Raw genomic sequence first — 17,872 nt, forward strand, 5'->3', positions numbered from 1 at the left:
TCGCGGGGTGTGCTGGAACCAGGCGACCCGGGTAGGATGAAGGCCCACGACCCGCCGCGGCGTGGTGCCCCCCCCTCGCTGACATGCTCTTCAACACCGCGCTGTTCGGCGTTTTCTTTCTGGCTTTCTTCGTGGCCTTCCACTTCGTGGCGCGCTCGCGCGGGGCGAAGCTGTGGCTCGTCACGGGGGGCAGCCTCGTCTTCTACGGGGCGTGGGACGTGCGCTTCGTGCCGCTGCTGCTGGGCACCGCGCTGCTGGACTTCTGGCTGGCGAGGGAAATTGGCCGCTCGGAGGAGGCTCGGCGCAGGCGGCTGTTACTTGTAGTGAGCCTGACCGCGAACCTGGGTGTACTGGCACTCTTCAAGTACGCACGGTTCTTCACGGACTCGGCCCACGGGCTGCTGGCGCTGCTCGGGGTGGCGGTACCGGAGCCCACGTTCTCGCTGGTCCTGCCGGCGGGCATCTCCTTCTACACGTTCCAGAGCATGAGCTACACCATCGACGTGTACCGGGGTGAGCTGAAGGCACGGGAGCGGCCGGAGGAGTTCGTCGCGGCGGTCTCCTTCTTCCCGCACCTGGTGGCCGGGCCCATCATCCGGGCGTCGGTGCTGCTGCCCCAGTTCGAGCGGATGGAGCCACCGCGGTGGGAGCAGGTGCAGCGCGGCTACCTGCTCATCGCGGTGGGACTGTTCAAGAAAACACTGGCCGACCTGCTGGCACCGGTGGCGGACGGCCTCTTCGGGGCCACGGGGCCGGTGGGGGCGCTCGAGAGCTGGACGGGAGCGCTGGCCTTCACGGGGCAGATCTACGCGGACTTCTCGGGCTACACGGACATCGCCATTGGGGTGGCGCTGCTGCTGGGCTTCGTGCTGCCGCCGAACTTCGACCTGCCGTACCTGGCCACCTCGCCCGTGGACTTCTGGAGGCGCTGGCACCTGTCGCTGTCCACGTGGCTACGGGACTACCTGTACATCCCGCTGGGCGGCAACCGGAACGGGCGCTACCGCAACCTGCTGCTCACCATGCTGCTGGGCGGGCTGTGGCACGGGGCCAACTGGACGTTCGTCCTCTGGGGCGCGTACCACGGGCTGCTGCTGGTGGCCTCGCACGTGCTCGCGGCGCGCCTGCCCCAGTTGTCCGGAACAGCCACGCCCCCGGCGCTCCAGTGGGTGAAGCGGGCCGGGACGTTCTACATGGTGGTGCTCGGCTGGGTGCTCTTCCGAGCGGAAAGCCTGGGCTCGGCGCTGCGGGTGCTGGGCGGCATGCACGCGCCGACGGTGGCCTCGGACGTCAGCCGGGCCTCGGTGCTGACGCTGGTGCTCGTAGGCGCGGGGCTCGTGGTGTGCCACGGCGTATCCGCGCTCGCCGAGCGCACTGGACTACAGCGGCGCCCTGCCCTGCTCTGGCCCGCGGTGGCCACGTGCATGGCCATAGCCATGGCCATCGGGACACCGGGGCAGAGCTTCATCTACTTCCAGTTCTGATTTGCCATGCATTGCCGCCACTGCTCGATGGCCTGACGCTGGCGGCGAACAGGCCAGTCCGGCTGGAATCCCACGGTCTGCCCGGAGCGGATGACAAGTTCCAGCCCCGCACGCGCCCGAGCGTCAAACGGAGTGCGGGGGTGGACCAGTTCCTCGAGACACAAAGACAGGCTGTATGGCTGACCGAGCCGCAGCCGCGATGGTCCTTCCAGACGAGCACGGTGCGCATTCCACCATGCGCGCCACGTGGCGGCGTCAGTACTCGGCTGCACCACTTGCTGGAGTTCAACCTCATCACCCTCCCGGGACCACTCATCAGGAATCTGGACTGTCTCCGTGAGTCCCGCACCGGTCATGAGGGACAAGGCTTTTGCCGCCGCGTTCTTCACCGCGGGCTTCTCGTGGCCCAAATGCTCGAGCAGAAGCGGCACGGCCGCGGGAACCCCGAGCATGCCAAGCGCTTCGAGACTCCCCACTATCGACTCCAGCCGGCCGCACAACTGCCGCAACAAACCGAAGTCCTTGGCCTCCCCGGCCAGGCCGAGGAGCCAGGGCAGCCGCGGTGGAAGGGGGCCCGCCGCATGACAGAACTGGCGGCAAGCGTGCAGTGCACGAGATGACCCGAGCCGCAGCACCGCGAGGGCCCACACATCCATTTCGTCCGCGGGCGCCCGAGCCAGCTTCCGCTCGAGAATGGGGAGCGCGGGCCGGTGCCCCAACTCCGACACCGCGAGTGCTGCGGCGGCGCGGACCTCCAGGTCGGCGTCGTCTAGTAGAGGAAGGAGCGGCCCCGCCCCGCTGTCGCGGCGGTGCCCAATGACACGCACGGCGGCGGCCCGCACCGACTCGCGCGGCGAGTCCAGCAAGGCGCAGAGACGCTCGGAGAGCTGCGGGTGTTGCACCAGCATGAGGGCTTGGCTGCAATACGGCAGCAACACCGTATCGAGTTCGGCCATACGCGCCAGGGATTCAGCGATGCCCTCACCTTCAGGGCCGATGAGCACCCTCGCGTGGACACCCGCCGCGAGCTCGTCCCATGCCTCGCTAGCCAATGCCTCTCTCGCGCACGCGAGCGCCGCCTCGCGCCCCACCCGCATCGCCTCCGCATGACGGATGATGCGAATTTCCAACGACTCGACATCGGGCCATTCCACCTCGGCATCGTGCAGATAGCGCTGGCGCTGCGCGAGGAGGAAGGCCAGTTCCGACGAGTGCTCCTCTTGGAGTCCCTGGAGGAACTCCGAGGCGGACGAGCCATCCAGCAATGTGTGAGCCATTGCCATGTGTTAGCATGCCGTCAGCCAGTCTTCCCAGTATCGTCCCCGCATGCCCATCATCGAGAACACCACTGCTTTCGCGGCCAGGGACTTCTTGTCCATCGACAAGGAGGGCGCGGACACGCTGGTCATCTGCCTCTGTGGCTCGTTCCGCCTACCCGGGCCTGGAAAGCCAGGACCCGAGGAATTGCCTATGGCCGATGAGCAACCGGAGCCCGTGCCCGAGGACGTGTACTGGGGCGAGCCGGGCACCTCCAGCTTGCGGTACGAAGGCCAATCGACTTACTTCCGGCCCGGCACGGACATCTACTTGAACGGACAGGCCTGGGCGCCACTCGGACGTCCGGTGAAGGAGATGCAGGTGGCGGTCCGAGTGGGTGCCTGCCGCAAGGGCCTCCAGGTATTCGGGGACCGGGTGTGGCGGCGGGGCATCACCGGCTGGCGTCCGTCATCCCCTGAACCGTTCGAGTCCATGCCGCTACGCTACGAGCGCAGCTTCGGCGGCCCCGCCCCCCGGGAGGGGGAGCGCCCTTGTGCATATGAAGACCGCAACCCGCTCGGGCGAGGCTTCCACCCCGAAGGACGAGACGCCGTGGATCAACCACTGCCCAACCTGGAGGATCCCCTGCGCCTCCTCGCCTCTCCCACGGAGCGGGTGCCGCCTGCGGGCTTCGGAGCCATCGCGCGGGCGTGGCAACCACGCCTGGCATACGGGGGGACCTACAATCAGAAATGGATTGACCAGCGGGCCCCCTTGTGGCCACTCGATTTCGATGTGCGCTTCTTCCAGGCGGCCTCACCAGGACTGGTGGCGACCCCATGGTTGGAAGGAGGAGAGCCGGTGGTCCTGAGCGGACTCTCCCCGGATGGCATGTTCAGCTTCCACCTGCCTCGCCCCCGGCTAGTGGCCAGCGCGGTGTTCCGCGACCGGACCGAGCGTCGGCGCCTGCGCCTGGATGCAGTGCTGCTGGAACCTGACGAGCGGCTGCTCCGGCTGTACTGGCGAGTGGCATTCCCGGCGGAGCGCGAGCTCGCCAACCATGAACAGACACTCGTGCGCGAGTTGGAATCGTGGGAGGACGGATGAGCCCTCCGGACATGGGAAACCAGCCGCTCGCCATCATGAGCCTGGGACTGTGCACGCCCCTGGGGCTCACCGCACGGACCACGCAGGCGGAGGTGGCCGCAGGCACCGTCCGCATGTTCCAGACCGACGTGGAGGACATCCGGGGAGAGCCCGTCCGGGCCTCCGTGCTGAAACCGCTGGAAGAGGGGCTGCCTCGCGGCGAGCGCATGGCCGCCATGGCGGTCACGGCACTCGAGGATTGCATGCGGGGCGCTCCGCCACCTGGGAAACACCCGCTCCCCGTCGTGCTGGGGCTTCCGGAGCCGGAGGGTGGCGCGCCCCTGGACGGGCAGAAACTGGCCCGGGCGGTGCTGGAAGCGGGCGCGGCTTGGCGCCTCCAGCTCGCGGACGGGGGATTGCTTGCCCGGGGCCGGGCCGCCTTCTTCCAGGCGCTGTGCTGGGCCGGCGAGATGCTGGACTCCAAGCGTTACCCGTTCGTCCTCGTGGGTGCAGTGGACTCGCTCTGCGACCGTGAATCCCTGCGGATGCTGGCTGCCCGGGGGCGTACGCTCGGGGGTCCCAACCGGGACGGCATCATCCCCGGCGAAGGGGCGGGCTTCGTGCTGCTGGCGAGAGCGGGCGGGCTGGAAACGCGCGCCACCGAGGCACGAGGTCTGGTGCTGGGCTGCGCGCTCGCCAGGGACGAGCGCCACTTCCTGCAATCCCAACCACCTCTTGGCCACGGGCTGACCGAGGCCTTCCGGCGGTTGCGTGCCCACCCGGTGGCGGGTACCCGGCGCGCGGATTTCTTCCTCTCATGCCAGCCCACGGAGGCGTTCTGGGGCCGGGAGTTCACGCACGCCTACCTGCGCAACGCCAGCCTGCTGCCCGAACCGTTGGCGGGAGAAGTCATCGCCGGGAGCCTGGGGGATCCGGGAGCGGCGGCGGGCGTCATCCAGGTGGGCATGGCGCTGCATGCCCGGGGCGGCTGGGGCGAGGCCCGACCGGGCCCTTGGCGGACATTGGTGTATGGAAGCTCGGACGGCGGTCACATCGGAGCATGTATGGTGGAGGTGCACGCATGAGTCACGTCTTCGTCAACGGGCGCATGGCGCTCAACGCGGGAGATGGGCAGACCCAGACATGCCCGGTGCCGGACGTGTGCAAGACGCCCTCGCCGGGTGGCCCGGTGCCGGTGCCCTACGTCAACGTGGCACGGGACTCAGACCTGGCCAAGGGAACCAAGAAGGTGTCGATCGAGGGGCACCCCGTGGCCCTCAGCAGTTCCAACCTGAGCACCAGTACGGGAGACGAGGCGGGCACCGCGGGTGGCGGCATCATCTCCGCCAAGACGAAGGGCAAGGTGACGTGGGCCACCTTCAGCCCGGACGTGAAGTTCGAGGGCAAGAACGTCGTCCGCTTCCTCGACATCTGCCTGCACAACGGCAACGCGGTCAACACGGGAGGCAACGCCGCTACCGGCAAGCCCAGCGTTGGCCTGACCTATGGCGCAGACGACAAGTGCCCCATCTGCGGCAACCCGGCGGGGCACGAGTTGAAGTCGGACAAGCGCAGCGAAAAGGCGGCCCAGAAACTCTACAAAAGATGCCCTCCGCACAAGCGTGTCCGTGACCAGAAGAAAGGTTACATGGCCGGTGTGCTGCGCTGCCGGCATCCCAAAACTGGTAAAACGGTCTTCCTGCAGTTGCATTCCGGCAACACCGAAATCCAGAAATTCATCGTAAAGCCCAAGCCACCTTCGCCCATCGAATGGAAGAGCCTCGGCGGCCAGAAAATCCACGTAGAACGCAGTCCAGAATTCAAAGGCCCTCCTGTCGGCAGTTGCGCGGCCCAAAAGCTCATCTCCGAGGCCAGGAGGTTAGGACTTGAAATCAAATCCATGACGGAGTTCTGGGTGGGCCCCATCAACGAGGAAGGCCGACGTAACGGTCACCACTACGAATCCTGTCCAACCTGCAAAAAGCTCCTCCCTGCCCTTCTGTGTCCACAGCAGGGCAATGGAACGACCACCGTCGATCTGAAGACCAATTGACATGTCTATCAAGAGCACAGAAACCCGAATGCAGGCAGTGGTCCAAGCCATTACCCAGTATCATCCATCCTTCGCCGACGAAATCCGAGGGTGCAGTCCCGCCGAAATTTCTCAACTCCAAGCGGCCGTCGGTCAGCCGATCCCTCCTTCCTACATCGAGTTCCTGCAACTCATGGGGCACAGCACCGGGCCGCTGCAACTGTTCCAGGATTCCGACGTCTTCTCCTTCGGGCCTGTTCTAGCGTATCACTCCAACAAAAACATACCGCGTCCGCCAGAGCGCTATCTGCTGTTCGGCCTCGCGGAAGATGACCCCTATTACGACTTCTACCTGGACTGTGGTACCCCAGATCCCCAGGTGGTTCGGTTTCCGACGCCAGAGAGAGTCGAGGAGTTTCCCAGGATCATCGAGCAGTTGGACTGGCTGGCGTCCTCTCTCTACGAGTTTGTCTTCTCCAAGGCTTTCTTCGGCTTCCACGTTTCGCGTTTTCCGCAGAGGGGTTCTCTCGCCGAGAATCCTGAGACTCGCATCAAGCTCGAACAGGAACAGGCTGAGTTGCCGCTAAAGAAACTGGGTTTCACACGCCATCCGCAGTCGAGCGCTGCAGTGACGTACTACGAACGTCCAACCTGTACGGTCGTTCTCAGCCGAAGCCGCCCCATAGGCGCCCCTCTACTCTTTTCCCTGGCAGCTTACGATCGGCGAGAGTTGCTCAAGGTCTCGGATGTCCTAGCGCAGCAACTCCACCTCATCGCTCCTGGGTGATTTCGAAATCCACGTCTCCACCGGCGATGCCTACATCACAGGAGAGCGGCTTGAGTTCCCCCCAGACAAACAGGATGGAGCAGTTGATCTCCGCCATCGCGCGGTATCACCCCTCCTTCCACACTGAAATCGAAGGATGCTCCCCAGAGGAAATCGAGAGACTCCAGGCGCTCGTGGGCCAACCTCTGCCCGAGCCCTATGTCGAGTTCCTCCGTGTCATGGGTCGCCGGATGGGCGGGATGTCCTTCCAGGACGGAGACTTCCGCATCGAAACCCTCATCCGGCACTACTCCAGCGAGGAAGCCGATCGCGACAGCCCTCCCGCCATCGGCATCTCCCGTTACGGTCCTTACGGTAACAGCCGCGAGATCTACGAGAGGCCTATCGAATTGAGCCAGGACGAGGACTCGGGTGAATTCGCGCTCACCACCTACCCTCCGGCAGAGCGTCCCCACGAATTCCCCGAGTCCATCCGCGTCTTCGATCTCGTGGACCCCACCCTCTACGAAGCGCTCTTTGCAAAGGCCTATCTGCAGTACCGCTGGCCCCAGTTCAAACACCAGCGGACCCTCTTCTTCGACGCGCATTCTCCTGAGGAAGTCGAAAGAGGCGCCGCCATCCTCGAGCAGCTCGGATTCGAGCGGCACCCCGAATCAACCGTCGTCGTGCGCTACTTCGATCGGCAGGACGCCACCGCCATCATCAGCCCCAACCCGGGTGAGCCCGTGCGCCTCTCGCTCGCGGCACATGATGCCGTGCAACTGCACCATCTGGCGGATGAACTCAGTAGACGACTGCCACCCGTTCCTGCCTCGAAATAGCCCCTCGCCTGAGGCCCGGCGCGAGCCGGTGCATCAGACTCGCGCCCGGGTGGCTCAGAACAGGCGCATCTGCGACTTATCCTCCTCCTTGCCCGAGCTGCGCGCGGGCAGCGGGGTGAAGCCGTGCTTCGTCGCCCACTCCTGACTTGGCCCGGGCCAGCGGAACCGGTCGAGATACACCTTGCCCTTCTCGTCGAACTCGACGCCCTCGGCGACCAGCAGCTCCTTCTGGTTGTACCCCTGCGTGCTGATGCCGCCCGAGCGGTTGATGATCCGCTGCCAGGGCACCTTGGCCGCGCGCGGCCCCAGGTCCCCCATCGCGAGCCCTACAACGCGTGCATCGCAACCGCCTCCCACGATGATCGCGATGTCACCGTAGGTGGACACCTGGCCGTGCGGCACCTGCTCGACGACCTGGTAGATGCGCTCGAAAAACCTTCGCTCCTGCATGGTGATGGTAACGGTCGTGGACATGTCTTCTCCAGTCAGGTCTCGCGTACTACCTCAGAGACCCTGTCCAGGGAAGTCGGTATTACGTCCGCCGTCATATACATGACCCGACACGTGGAGTAGGCAGGCGCCCCCGTGCCCGGTCGGAAACAGGGCTCTAGAGATACACGCCCTTGCCGAGCCGCTTCAGTAGCGGCGCCAGCTCCCGGGCCGAGAGCCCCATGTCCCGGAGATCCAACAGGCGCAGCTTCGGCAGCGCCTTCTTGAGCCGGAAGGCCAGCGCCCCCTCCTCGCTCAGCTCATTGCGCGCCAGTTCGAGCCGCTGAAGGTTCACCAACACCTCGCTGCCCGCGAGCACCTCCGCGACCTCGTCGCCGAGATCGTTGCGGTTGAGGGCGAGCAGCTCGAGCGACCCGAGCCGCTCCGAGCCCGCCAGGGCGGCGATGCCCTCCTCGGAGATGCCGGTACCCGACAAGTACAGGCGCTCCAGCGAGAAGCGGCTCTCCGCGAGCGCCTCGGCGAATTCGTCCCCGCTCCCGTCATTCCCCGTCAGGCTGAGCCAGCGCAGGCTCGTCAGCACCGCGCTCTCGGCCAGCGCGGCCACCCCCTCCGGGTCCACGTTGGAGAGCGCCAACCCTTCCAACCGCCCGGCATGCGCGGCGGTGGCGAGCGCCCGCACCGCCTCATCCGCGGGCTCGTCCCCCGTCAGCTTCAGCCAGCGGATCTGCTCGAACCAGGGCTGCGCCATGGCCTTCGCCAGCCCCGTCCCATCCCCGACTTCGAGCCGCAACCGGTGAATGGGCTCGAGCGCGAGCAGCGTCTCCCCATGCTCCGCGAGGCTCTTCTCCGAGAGGGACACCTCCTCGACGAAGCCTCGGCTGAGCTCGAAGCCGGACGCGCCCAGGGCCTTCAGCCCGCCCAACCACGCCTTCCCGTGCTCTCGCAGCAGCGCGTCCACCCGCTTGCGCAACGTGAGCCGCCGCGCCGGATCCATCCCCCGCCCCGTGAGCGCCACTTGCGCTCGAATGAGCTCAGCGCGCGGAGCATCCTTCTCGCGGAGGGACTCCGCACAGGCCAGACGGGCCTCCATCTCGTTTGGGTGGGCAGCCACCCGTGCCAGCAACTCGCGGAGGGGACTCATCGGCCGAGCAACTCCTTCACCTCGTGCTGCCAGCGCGAGCCCAGCTCCGGGTGCACCATGCGGACGTAGGCCGCGTAGCCTTCCAGCCAGCGCTCGAAGTCCGGCCGGCCCCTCGCCTGCGAGGCCACCCCGTGCTTGCGGCAGTTGGCGAGGATGGCCTTGAAACGGCGCCGATCCTCACGCGGGATGGAGACCTTCTGATTCACCGTGAGGCCCGTCACACGCTGGCGGGAGCCCTGGCGCATCACCCGCCGCTTCGGGCTGTTCTCCGTGAAGCCCTCCTGCTGGAGGATGGCGTTGAGCCACCAGAAGAAGCGACCCAGGCGCTCGGGGGGCGCTCGGAAGGAGAAGGACAGGTCATCCGCGTAGCGGGTGTAGGTGGCGCCGAACTTCCCGGCCAGCGCGGTGAGGCGCGCATCCATGCGCCGGCAGACAAGGTTGGCAATCGCCGGTGAAGTCGGCGCGCCCTGCGGCAGCATGCCCGGCCAGACCACCGTCCCGTCCGGCAGCTTCGGCCGGTGCGTGGTGAGCCCGGCGAGCACTCCAGACACCTCCTCGCCATAGCCGTGCGCCTCGAACAGACCCTTCACCCGGCGGAAGTGCACCGTGGGGAAGAAGTCCTCCAGGTCCACCCGCACCACCGCCATGGCCCCCACGTGGGGCTCGGCATTGCTCACCGTGGAGCGGCCCTCGATGAAGCCGTGCGCGGCCGGGTGCGGCGTCATGCGCGCGAGCACCTTGTCGAGGATGGCCCGCTGGACCTCCTTGAGCTTCTGGCGCGGCGCCGAGATGCGGCGCACCCCGCCCGAGCGCTTGGGAACCTCGAACTCAACGTACCCCGAGCCGGCCTCCGTGCCCGGACGCATCAACGCATCGAGCGCGGACTCCTCCACGCCTACCAGCTCCGCCACATCCGCCCGGGTGCGCAGTGGGGGCAGCTCGCCCGTGGTGGGCGGAGGGCGCTTTACCCGCCGGAAGCCGCGCATCTCACTGGCGAAGAGGCCGAAGTTCCAGCCAGTGGGATTCCACCCGCCCACGGCCCCATGGCGGTAGCGGGGATCTCCCCGGAGATCCGGCGGCGCCACATCCGCGAGCCCCAGCTTGCGCACCGCGGCACGTGCGGTCTGAGACACGCGCGTGTCCGAATCCTTCACCCGATGGCGGAGCAGCCGGGCCGCCGTCATGCTGGAGAAGAGCAGCGGCAGGTGCCGTACCCCCTTCAGCCGCTCGCGAGGGTCCACGCTGCGCAGCTTGCGCTCGACGGGCTCCTGCCAGAGGCGACTCACGTAGAAGCGCGCCACCTCGTACTCGGCCAGACCCTGATGGCGCTCCAGCAACTCGGTGATGCGCTCGAAGTGGGTATCGGGGTCCGCCAGCAGGGGCTTGAGCTCGAGGAGGAGGCTGGCGAGGTTCATGTGCTGTACCCGGGACGGCCAAGGATGAAACCGGTGCTCCTGGAGCCGCCGCCACCTGCACGGCAGAGGCAGACGAGGTCAGGGTAGCCCGCGAGGCGGACCTCGTACTGCATCGTTCTTCAATGGGTAACGTCAGCAGCCGCGACGTGACATCGCGGACGGAAGGCTGGCTGCACACGACCCCAGGAGCACCGGGGACAAGCTGACCACAACCGGAGCGGACTGGAAAGAGCGCCCTCGCTTCACGTGCGAGTCCGGCGCGATCGCCGGGGCTTGACGCTCTGCCAGGCAAGACGGGGCAGCGTCTCCCGCATCCACGAGGGCTCCAACGGAGCACCCGCGAGGAATCGACGGCAGGACTCGTGACTCGGGCCGAGCAGCACCACGTCGAAGACCAGAGGGGACCACTGCGGCAGCGTCCCCTGGTCGATGAAGCGGCTCAGGTGGACGACAATGGGGGTCAGCAGCTCGGCCTTCCTCGCCTGCAGGGAGTCCATCGTGTCGGCGCCGAGCTCGAGGGCCATCGCCTGATACATGAAGCGCCCCTCGTCCTGGTGGCTCAGAATCCACTCGAGATGGCCATCGACGAGGGCGACGACCGCGGCCTCCGCGGTGGCCGTTGGCAACACCCTCCCGGCGAGGTGGGTGAAGAGACGCTCGAAGGTGCGCGTCAGCAACGCGAGCGTGAGCCCGGAGAGCCCATCGAACAGGTGGTAGACGCTGGAGGGACTCGCCCCCGCCGCCCGCCGGATCTCCTCGATGCCCGTGCCGAGCACGCCCCGCTCCGCGAAGCACCGCAGCGCCGCATCCAGGAGCGCCTCGCGCCGTTTCTGGCCATCACGTCGAGCGGGTTCCATGCGCCCCCACCCTATGCGGAGCATCGTTCGAGGTCGACCACCCCGGGGTGGGCACGCTGACTGAAAGTGGAATAATCTTCCACTTTCGAGACCGGCCTGTCAGGCTGTCCCCATGGCTGACTTGATCCTCACCGGCGCCTCGCGCGGTATCGGCCACGCACTGGCCCTCGCCCTCGCAGAGAAGCACGGAGCTCGCCTCGTCCTCGTCGCCCGAGACCGCGCCCGCCTGGAGGCCCTCGTCGCCGCCATCGAGCAGAAGGGCGGCCGCGCCATCGCCGTACCGGGTGACCTCTCCACCAAGGAAGAGGCCCGGGCGCTCGGACAGCGGCTCGCGGACATCGTCACCCCGGGCTCGACGCTCATCCACAACGCCGGGCTATGGCCGTCCAAGCGGGTGCTCAACCCTGATGGCCTCGAGGCCGCATTCGTCGTCAATCATCTGGCGCCGCTCGTGATGCAGCAGGCGCTTCTCGAGGCCGGGCGCCTGCGCCGCATCATGGTGGTGAGCGCTGGATTGATCATCAAGGGCCACTTCGACGCGGCCCGCACTCCCACCGGTGAGGACTTCTCCAGCATTCGCACCTACTGCAACACCAAGCTCTGCTTCGCCCTCGCCATGCGCGACGTAGCGACCGCTCACCCGGAGCTCGATGTCGTCGTCCTCCACCCCGGCGTGGTGCGCACGGACCTCGGGGCCCGCCCGGGACCGATCGGCTGGCTGTTGTCGCTCGTGAAGCGCGGCTGGGAAGCACCCGAGGTATGTGCCGCACGCCTCGCACGGATCCTCGCGCGCGAGCGTTGGTCTCCCGCTGGCGAGGCGCGCTGGCTCGTCGAAGAGGAGGAGCAGCCGTGGCCCGCCGTCGCCGAGGACGAGGCCACACGGCGCGCGGTGCGGGACACCACGGCTCGCCTGCTCAGCGCCTGAGATTCACAGGACGGCATCGGCCAGGGAGGATGTTCATCCCCCCGCCGGTGACGCCCGTTTCATTTCCTCCGGGCTCAGCCGCAGGTGCCGCAGTCGCGGCAGCTGTTGGCGCTCAGGCCGTTGCCGCAGGACTCGGAGGGCTGGCAGATGCCGTCACCGCACGTGTGGATGTCCTGGTAGCGGAGCCGGGTGGTGAGGGGGTGATAGGTGACACCGTTGAAGGTGCACCTCGTGAAGTACGACCCCGAGATGTCGTGCTGGCAACGTGCGTGGCAGCTCCCGATATGGGTGAGCGGCGGGCACGCGTTGCCGCCCGAGAGCGCACAGGCGCGGAGGCTGCTCTGCCCCGGGGGAAACAGGCCCTGGTCGTTTCCGACGAAGAGCCCCTCGCCGTTGAAGAGGTTCCCGAAGAAGCAGGCCTCCCGCAGCGTGAAGTTGTTCCGCTCCGAGGCCGTGGTGGGGATGGGCTGGCCCCATGCGTTGGAGCCCAAGACGGAGATCTGCACGGTGCGTCCGTACTTATTGACGAGGGCGGCCAGGCACGCGGACACGGTCTGCTGCTCCTCCAGGGTGGCTGGCGAGCCGTTGGACCAGGCCGGTGCCAGTCCCAGGCCACCGTTCCAGACATAGGTGGTCGAGCCATTCGAGTACGTCCGCGTCTGTCCGGCCGGGACGGAGCAATGGATCAGGTACTTCATGAAGAGGTTGGCATCCGCCGGGCGCTGCTGGAACCAGGACGAGAAGCTGCTGCTGGACAGGCCGTTGAAGGCGAGCCCATTGAAGGCCAGTCCGTTGAAGGCCAGTCCGTTGAAGGCCAGTCCGTTGAAGGCCAGTCCGTTGCCATCCTCGAGTGCTTGAACCGCCGTGTGTCCAGGCTCCCCGGACAGGTTGGCGGGTTCCTCCACCGGGCCGCAGCCTCCAACGAGAACCAGGACGATCACTCCGAACAATGCCGTGACTTTCATGGTGTCCTCCCCGGACCCCTGAAGATGGGCCCATGAGGAAGTGTCGCGGTTCGGGCCCGTCCAGGTGCTTCACTGCCCACCGCCACCGCTGCCAGTGAACGTTCTCCGTGTGAAGTGCCGGACAGGGCGATGAGGTGGTCAGAAGTCGGACGACTCCTCGTCGAGCAGCGCCAGCAGGGTGTCGCGCGTACCACCGGGGGCCTGCCGCACGAGGGCATTGAAGCGCTGATTGCCCGCCCGCACTCGCTCGCCGTGGGCCCGCATCGCCGCCAGCACGTCCGGCATCATCCAGGGACGGTCGAGCACCTCCAGGTTCTGCCTCAGCTCGCGGTGGTTGCGCGGCGCGCTGAGGCACGCCCCTACCCCGGGCTGGGACAGCGCGTAGCGGTAACAGTCCACGGCGCTGGGGAGCGCAAGGTCCGCGGGCTCGCCGGGTGCGGGCCGCAAGAGGCGTCCGTAGCAGGTGGCGGTGAAGGTCAGCACGCCCGTCCCACGCGCGAGGGCCTCGGGGAAGAGCGCTGACTCCGCCCCCGGGTGCGCGGCGCTGTGGCGGGTCATCACCACCGGCCAGGGGTGCTGGCGCAGGGCCTCCAGCGCAATGTCCCGGTGGTGGGTGGAGAAGCCGAAGGCACGGATGCGGCCCTCGGCACGCAGGGCCTCGAGGGTCTCGAAGTTCTCCGCGTCCAGCCGCTCGCGCGAGCGCACCCAGAACAGTAGGAAGACGTCCAGCCGATCCGTTCGCAGCAGCCGCAGCGCGGCGCGCACGTCCCGGCGGATGGCCTCGGCCCCCGAATGGTACGTGCCGGCCACCACCACGAGCCCGTCCCTCCGGGTACGGCCGGAGCGCAGGAAGCGCGTGAGCTCCATGTAGCGAGGCTCCCAGAAGAACGCGTTCACGCCGGCCTCATGGGCCTCGGCCAGCGCGCCGACCGACAGGCCGTGAGCACCCGAGAGCACGAGTGGCGAGACACTCAACCCCGTCCGACCCAGGGGCCGCCGGGAGGAGTGCGGCGGGAACTCCGGTGCCGCTCTCACCGGGCCCGCCTTCGCCCGCTGGGGACGCGTGGGCCGTCGCCGCTCGAGGTCAGGGGCCGCAGCGAAAGCCTCGTCGGGGAAGACGAGCGTCAGGGCCTCCAGGTGCGAGGCCACCCGCTCCGGTTCGGAGGTGCCGCGCAAAGCAGCGCACAGGCGCTCGAAGGCGGGACCATCCGCCCGGCGGAGCAACCACGTATAGGCGGAGACGCGAACGTCCTCGGCCTGCTCATGCCCAGGCCCGTGCAGCAGTTCCGCCAGGCGTTCGTCGAGCGTGGCGCACGCCTCCAGCCCCGAGGCAGCCGCGGCCCGGACCATGGGCGACGTATCGAGCGACAGGCGCAGCAACGCACTCAGCTCCTCCCGCTCGCCCTCCACCTGGAGCAGCTCCGCCGCACGGGCGCGGATCCACGGGTCCTGCCCTCCCGCGCCCAGGAGCGCCACGGAGCGCAACTCCGAGACGGACAGCTCGTATCTGCGGGACACAAGGAGCTGCATCGCCGCGCGGCGCACGGATGGATCCAGGTCGCTCGCACTCGCGGCGCGCGCCGACTCCGTGTCCAACACGGCGGCGCGAATCCACGGGTCCTCGTGCACGGACGCCGCGAGCAGCTCCGCTTCGGAGAACACCCCACGTCGCGCGAGCGCGGCCAACGCCACCGCACGAACGGAAGGGTCCAGGTCCTCCGCGGCCCGAGCCAGCAGTGCCTCGTCCTCCAGGAAGACCGCCGCCTCCGCCACGGCCCGGCGCTCGCGAGGAGAGCGGGCAGCAGGCGCGAAGACAACCAACGCACGAGCATGGGCCTCGAGCGACTCCGGTGCCACCGGCCGCCGCTCCCACGAGGAGAGCAGCACCTCGCGCACCGTCTCATCGGAGTCCTCGAGAGCGGACAGGACCAGCGCCCGGCTCTCCGGGTCATGGACGAGCCCCGAGAGTGCCGCACGTCGCACCGCGGGCACGGGATGCCGAGCCAGTGGCCGGACCCGCTCCAGCAAACCCGGGTGTGCCCTGCGCGCGGCCACCCATGCCGCCAGCCCCACCGCGCCCGCCCGCGGCGGCTCGTCGAGAATCCGGGAAGCGAGTGACACGTCGTCCAGGTCGAGCCGTTCGAGCAGGGCACGAACCTCGTCCGCGGCATGCGGGACACGCGGCTCGTCCAACCACCGCAGCGCGAGCCGCAGGGCCTCCGGCTCACGCCGCTCGCGCAACCGGCGTCGCGCCAGGGCCCGCAGCGGTTCGTGGGGATCTCCGAGCCACTTCACCAGTTCGGACACAGGCACGTCCGAGGCGGGCATCCGTTCGAGCCGCGCCGTCACCACCGCCGGGTCCTCGTTGTCGAGGGCCCCTGCGGGAACCTGAGGCAGCTCGGACCCAAACAGGGGCGGAGTCACTGGAGCCAGCGCCGCCCCACCCCACACACCCTCCAGGTAGGCGCCGGCGGCCTTGACCGCGCCATTCCGGGAACCGTCCGCCACGTCGCGCACCCGCTGCCGCACGAGCGCGTCCGCCTCTCCCAACCAGGCCAGGGCCTGCACCGCCGCGTTGCGAACTCGCCAGAAAGGATCCTCCAGCGCCTCCAGCAGGAGTTCCAGGGCCCCCGACCCCGCCACCGAAGCCGCGGCCCGGATGGCGGCGCGGCGTACCCACCAGACCGGCTCCTCGCGAATGGCACGTGGCACCCGCGCCAGTAGCGCTTCCGCACCCAGCCGGGCCAGGGCGCGCCAGGCCCGATCGCGGACACTGGGCATCGGATCGCCCAGGGCCTCGAGCAGGGCCGAGACGAAGCGCCCATCCCGGGCGTCTCCCAGACGGCGCGCGGCAGAGGCCCGGACCTCGGCGTCCTCGTCCGTCAGCAGGGCCTGACGCAAGGCGAAACGGCCCGGCGGCACCAAGGTGTCGACGGCATCCACCGCCTCGCGGCGCACTTCCGCGTTTTCATCGAGCAGTCGCACCGCGGCCGAATCCAGGAGGCCCATGGACGCGGACTCTATGCGCCCTGGTAGAGTCAGGACATGCCCGACATGCTGGCGATCATCAGCAAGGCCGTGTTCGAGAAGGAAGCAGCCGGCCGTGCCCCTGGCGAGGTGCTCCCCGTCGATCGCTATCGCAGCGCCAGCAAGCACCTGGAGCCGCTGCGCGCCGGCGGGCGGCTCTTCCTCTTCACCGTGCGGCCTCCCTCGGAGTCGCTCTGGCTGGTGGCGGTGCTCGAGGGGCTCAGGTTCAAGGACAACGAGTGGCACGCCCCTCCCAACCGGGTGCCCATCACCGACGTCACCGCCCTCATCCCCCGCATCCGCTTCGAGTCCGGTAAGGGCATTCAAGCGGCGAAGGGGGCCCTGGGCATGTCCCTCCAGACGCCGCGGGCGCTGGCCACCGGGGACGTGGCGCTGCTGCTGGGAGCAGTGGGGGGCTCGGGAGGTGCCGTCGAGGAGACACGCATCAACCTCACGGCCCACGATGCACAGGGGCCCCTGCCGTGCCTATGCCGCCGCTGCCTGCCCCAGAGCAACGAGCGGGCCGAGGCGGCGGGCATGTCCTTCACCCGCGCCCGGGTGGATGCCGAGGGCCGGACGCTCTACTACTGGCTGCCCGACGAGCTGCTTCCCAACACCCAGGAGGTGGCGAAGTCCGTCCAGAGCGTCCTCGCCGCGCGCCTGAGCTCCGCCGGCTGAAGCCACCCAACCGCTTTCGCGCCTCAGCTGGACCGACTCGGAAGAATTCCGAAATCGCTCCGGGCGCTGCCGCCCACGCGCGTCAGCCAGCGCATGACGCCCGGCGCGTGCTCGAAGATCGCGTAGAAGACGCCTAATGAGCGGGGCACGTCCACGATGGGCCTGCGCCGCTCGAGTCCCTCGAGGATGGCCTCCGCCACCTCATCGGGACTCAGGGGCCGTACAAAGTCCGCCAGCCGCGGCATCCGCGTGGAGGGCACGTGCTTGCCGAAGAACTCCGTCCCCGCCACCGTCCCGGGGCGGACGAGCATCGCGTGCACGGGCGTACCCCGCAGCTCCCCTTGCAGCATCTGCGTGTACCCGTCCACCGCCGCCTTCACCGCCGCATAGGCCGCGGACGAGTTGCCCACGAAGACGCGCCCCGCGGACGAGCCGACGTTGACGATGAGGCCCCGCCCCTTCGCCAGCATGGAGGGGAGCAGCGCGTGGATGGTGTAGACGATGGCGTTGAAGCCCACCGCCATCGTCCGCTCCACGTCCTCCACGGGCATGTCGAGCACGGTCTCCCACCGCACGAAGGCAGCGTTGTTGACGAGGACGTCGACGCGGCCCTCCTTCTCCAGGACGCTCGCGCACCACGCATCCACCTGCTTGCGGTCCGAGACGTCACAACGGGAGAAGTGGAAGCGCTCGGGCCAGGGCAGCTCGGCCGCTCGCGCCGGTGCCGCCGCCAGGTGCTCCTCGGAGATGTCGCACACGTACACCGTGCCTCCGGCCTCCGCGAGCCGCCGCGCCGTCGCCCAGCCGATTCCCTGAGCCCCACCTGTCACCAGGCACACCTGGTCCTTCAGGAAGTCCTTCGTCATGGCCACCCTCGTTTCATGAGCACCTTTTGTGCACCAGCGGCAGTGCGCGGACCGCCAGCTACGCTGTAATTCTCCAGTAAT

At 68.1% G+C, this 17,872-nt stretch carries 16 protein-coding genes; 8 read left to right on the forward strand and 8 right to left on the reverse strand.

What is annotated here, in order from left to right; translation table 11 throughout:
• The first annotated feature begins 83 nt into the window (after window positions 1–83).
• Window positions 84–1,484, forward strand: coding sequence for an MBOAT family O-acyltransferase (locus OV287_RS37580; RefSeq protein WP_267538854.1), 1,401 nt, complete (start codon window positions 84–86; stop codon window positions 1,482–1,484).
• Here OV287_RS37580 and OV287_RS37585 read toward each other — a convergent pair.
• The gene (locus OV287_RS37585; RefSeq protein ID WP_267538855.1) at window positions 1,469–2,767 is read right to left on the reverse strand and encodes a HEAT repeat domain-containing protein; all 1,299 of its coding nucleotides are present in this window, start codon (window positions 2,765–2,767) and stop codon (window positions 1,469–1,471) included. The genes OV287_RS37580 and OV287_RS37585 overlap by 16 nt on opposite strands.
• A gap of 43 nt (window positions 2,768–2,810) precedes the next feature.
• On the opposite strand from OV287_RS37585, the gene OV287_RS37590 reads away from it, so the two are divergent.
• Genes OV287_RS37590 through OV287_RS37610 form a run of 5 tightly spaced genes read left to right on the forward strand, consistent with a single transcriptional unit; the run spans window position 2,811 to window position 7,467 of the window.
• Window positions 2,811–3,848, forward strand: a complete 1,038-nt coding sequence (locus OV287_RS37590; protein WP_267538856.1) for a DUF2169 family type VI secretion system accessory protein — start codon at window positions 2,811–2,813, stop codon at window positions 3,846–3,848.
• A complete protein-coding gene (locus OV287_RS37595) occupies window positions 3,845–4,912 on the forward strand; it encodes a 3-oxoacyl-ACP synthase (protein WP_267538857.1) in 1,068 nt (355 codons plus the stop codon). The genes OV287_RS37590 and OV287_RS37595 overlap by 4 nt, the downstream gene beginning before the upstream one ends.
• Entirely contained in the window at window positions 4,909–5,880 is a 972-nt protein-coding gene (locus tag OV287_RS56535; RefSeq protein ID WP_373371862.1) for a DUF4150 domain-containing protein, read from the forward strand. Before OV287_RS37595 ends, OV287_RS56535 begins: the two co-directional genes overlap by 4 nt.
• Before the next feature lies 1 nt (window position 5,881).
• Window positions 5,882–6,646 (forward strand): SMI1/KNR4 family protein, encoded by a 765-nt coding sequence (locus OV287_RS37605; protein ID WP_267538858.1) that lies wholly within the window; start codon window positions 5,882–5,884, stop codon window positions 6,644–6,646.
• A gap of 50 nt (window positions 6,647–6,696) precedes the next feature.
• Window positions 6,697–7,467, forward strand: coding sequence for an SMI1/KNR4 family protein (locus tag OV287_RS37610; RefSeq protein ID WP_267538859.1), 771 nt, complete (start codon window positions 6,697–6,699; stop codon window positions 7,465–7,467).
• 54 nt (window positions 7,468–7,521) lie between these two features.
• On the opposite strand, the gene OV287_RS37615 is transcribed toward OV287_RS37610, so the two are convergent.
• The 4 genes from OV287_RS37615 to OV287_RS37630 form a co-directional block, all read right to left on the reverse strand.
• A complete protein-coding gene (locus OV287_RS37615) occupies window positions 7,522–7,941 on the reverse strand; it encodes an MGMT family protein (protein ID WP_267538860.1) in 420 nt (139 codons plus the stop codon).
• Between the two features lie 133 nt (window positions 7,942–8,074).
• On the reverse strand, window positions 8,075–9,058 hold the full coding sequence (locus tag OV287_RS37620) for a TIGR02996 domain-containing protein (protein ID WP_267538861.1): 984 nt from the start codon (window positions 9,056–9,058) through the stop codon (window positions 8,075–8,077).
• Complete coding sequence (locus OV287_RS37625) at window positions 9,055–10,473, reverse strand: reverse transcriptase family protein (RefSeq protein WP_267538862.1); 1,419 nt, start codon at window positions 10,471–10,473, stop codon at window positions 9,055–9,057. Before OV287_RS37625 ends, OV287_RS37620 begins: the two co-directional genes overlap by 4 nt.
• A 242-nt stretch (window positions 10,474–10,715) precedes the next feature.
• Complete coding sequence (locus OV287_RS37630) at window positions 10,716–11,330, reverse strand: TetR/AcrR family transcriptional regulator (RefSeq protein ID WP_267538863.1); 615 nt, start codon at window positions 11,328–11,330, stop codon at window positions 10,716–10,718.
• 112 nt (window positions 11,331–11,442) lie between these two features.
• Between OV287_RS37630 and OV287_RS37635 the strand changes: the two genes are divergently transcribed.
• A complete protein-coding gene (locus OV287_RS37635) occupies window positions 11,443–12,255 on the forward strand; it encodes an SDR family NAD(P)-dependent oxidoreductase (protein WP_267538864.1) in 813 nt (270 codons plus the stop codon).
• Between the two features lie 74 nt (window positions 12,256–12,329).
• Here the strand turns inward: OV287_RS37635 and OV287_RS37640 are convergent, their stop codons facing one another.
• Together OV287_RS37640 and OV287_RS37645 are read right to left on the reverse strand one after the other, a co-directional pair.
• Entirely contained in the window at window positions 12,330–13,220 is an 891-nt protein-coding gene (locus OV287_RS37640) for a hypothetical protein (RefSeq protein WP_267538865.1), read from the reverse strand.
• A gap of 138 nt (window positions 13,221–13,358) precedes the next feature.
• Entirely contained in the window at window positions 13,359–16,229 is a 2,871-nt protein-coding gene (locus OV287_RS37645) for an aldo/keto reductase (protein WP_267538866.1), read from the reverse strand.
• 36 nt (window positions 16,230–16,265) lie between these two features.
• Between OV287_RS37645 and OV287_RS37650 the strand changes: the two genes are divergently transcribed.
• On the forward strand, window positions 16,266–16,925 hold the full coding sequence (locus OV287_RS37650) for a hypothetical protein (RefSeq protein WP_267538867.1): 660 nt from the start codon (window positions 16,266–16,268) through the stop codon (window positions 16,923–16,925).
• A gap of 23 nt (window positions 16,926–16,948) precedes the next feature.
• On the opposite strand, the gene OV287_RS37655 is transcribed toward OV287_RS37650, so the two are convergent.
• Entirely contained in the window at window positions 16,949–17,791 is an 843-nt protein-coding gene (locus OV287_RS37655) for an SDR family NAD(P)-dependent oxidoreductase (protein WP_267538868.1), read from the reverse strand.
• Window positions 17,792–17,872 lie beyond the last annotated feature (81 nt).

Origin of the sequence: Archangium lansingense (assembly GCF_026626635.1) — a bacterium.
Classification (GTDB): Bacteria; Myxococcota; Myxococcia; order Myxococcales; family Myxococcaceae; genus Archangium; species Archangium lansingense.

Excerpts from the sequence above, each read along its gene's own strand:
- OV287_RS37580 (WP_267538854.1), top strand. The coding sequence starts at position 84 with ATGCTCTTCAACACCGCGCTGTTCGGCGTTTTCTTTCTGGCTTTCTTC.
- OV287_RS37585 (WP_267538855.1), bottom strand. The coding sequence starts at position 2,767 with ATGGCAATGGCTCACACATTGCTGGATGGCTCGTCCGCCTCGGAGTTC.
- OV287_RS37590 (WP_267538856.1), top strand. The coding sequence starts at position 2,811 with ATGCCCATCATCGAGAACACCACTGCTTTCGCGGCCAGGGACTTCTTG.
- OV287_RS37595 (WP_267538857.1), top strand. The coding sequence starts at position 3,845 with ATGAGCCCTCCGGACATGGGAAACCAGCCGCTCGCCATCATGAGCCTG.
- OV287_RS56535 (WP_373371862.1), top strand. The coding sequence starts at position 4,909 with ATGAGTCACGTCTTCGTCAACGGGCGCATGGCGCTCAACGCGGGAGAT.
- OV287_RS37605 (WP_267538858.1), top strand. The coding sequence starts at position 5,882 with ATGTCTATCAAGAGCACAGAAACCCGAATGCAGGCAGTGGTCCAAGCC.
- OV287_RS37615 (WP_267538860.1), bottom strand. The coding sequence starts at position 7,941 with ATGTCCACGACCGTTACCATCACCATGCAGGAGCGAAGGTTTTTCGAG.
- OV287_RS37620 (WP_267538861.1), bottom strand. The coding sequence starts at position 9,058 with ATGAGTCCCCTCCGCGAGTTGCTGGCACGGGTGGCTGCCCACCCAAAC.
- OV287_RS37625 (WP_267538862.1), bottom strand. The coding sequence starts at position 10,473 with ATGAACCTCGCCAGCCTCCTCCTCGAGCTCAAGCCCCTGCTGGCGGAC.
- OV287_RS37630 (WP_267538863.1), bottom strand. The coding sequence starts at position 11,330 with ATGGAACCCGCTCGACGTGATGGCCAGAAACGGCGCGAGGCGCTCCTG.
- OV287_RS37635 (WP_267538864.1), top strand. The coding sequence starts at position 11,443 with ATGGCTGACTTGATCCTCACCGGCGCCTCGCGCGGTATCGGCCACGCA.
- OV287_RS37640 (WP_267538865.1), bottom strand. The coding sequence starts at position 13,220 with ATGAAAGTCACGGCATTGTTCGGAGTGATCGTCCTGGTTCTCGTTGGA.
- OV287_RS37645 (WP_267538866.1), bottom strand. The coding sequence starts at position 16,229 with ATGGGCCTCCTGGATTCGGCCGCGGTGCGACTGCTCGATGAAAACGCG.
- OV287_RS37650 (WP_267538867.1), top strand. The coding sequence starts at position 16,266 with ATGCCCGACATGCTGGCGATCATCAGCAAGGCCGTGTTCGAGAAGGAA.
- OV287_RS37655 (WP_267538868.1), bottom strand. The coding sequence starts at position 17,791 with ATGACGAAGGACTTCCTGAAGGACCAGGTGTGCCTGGTGACAGGTGGG.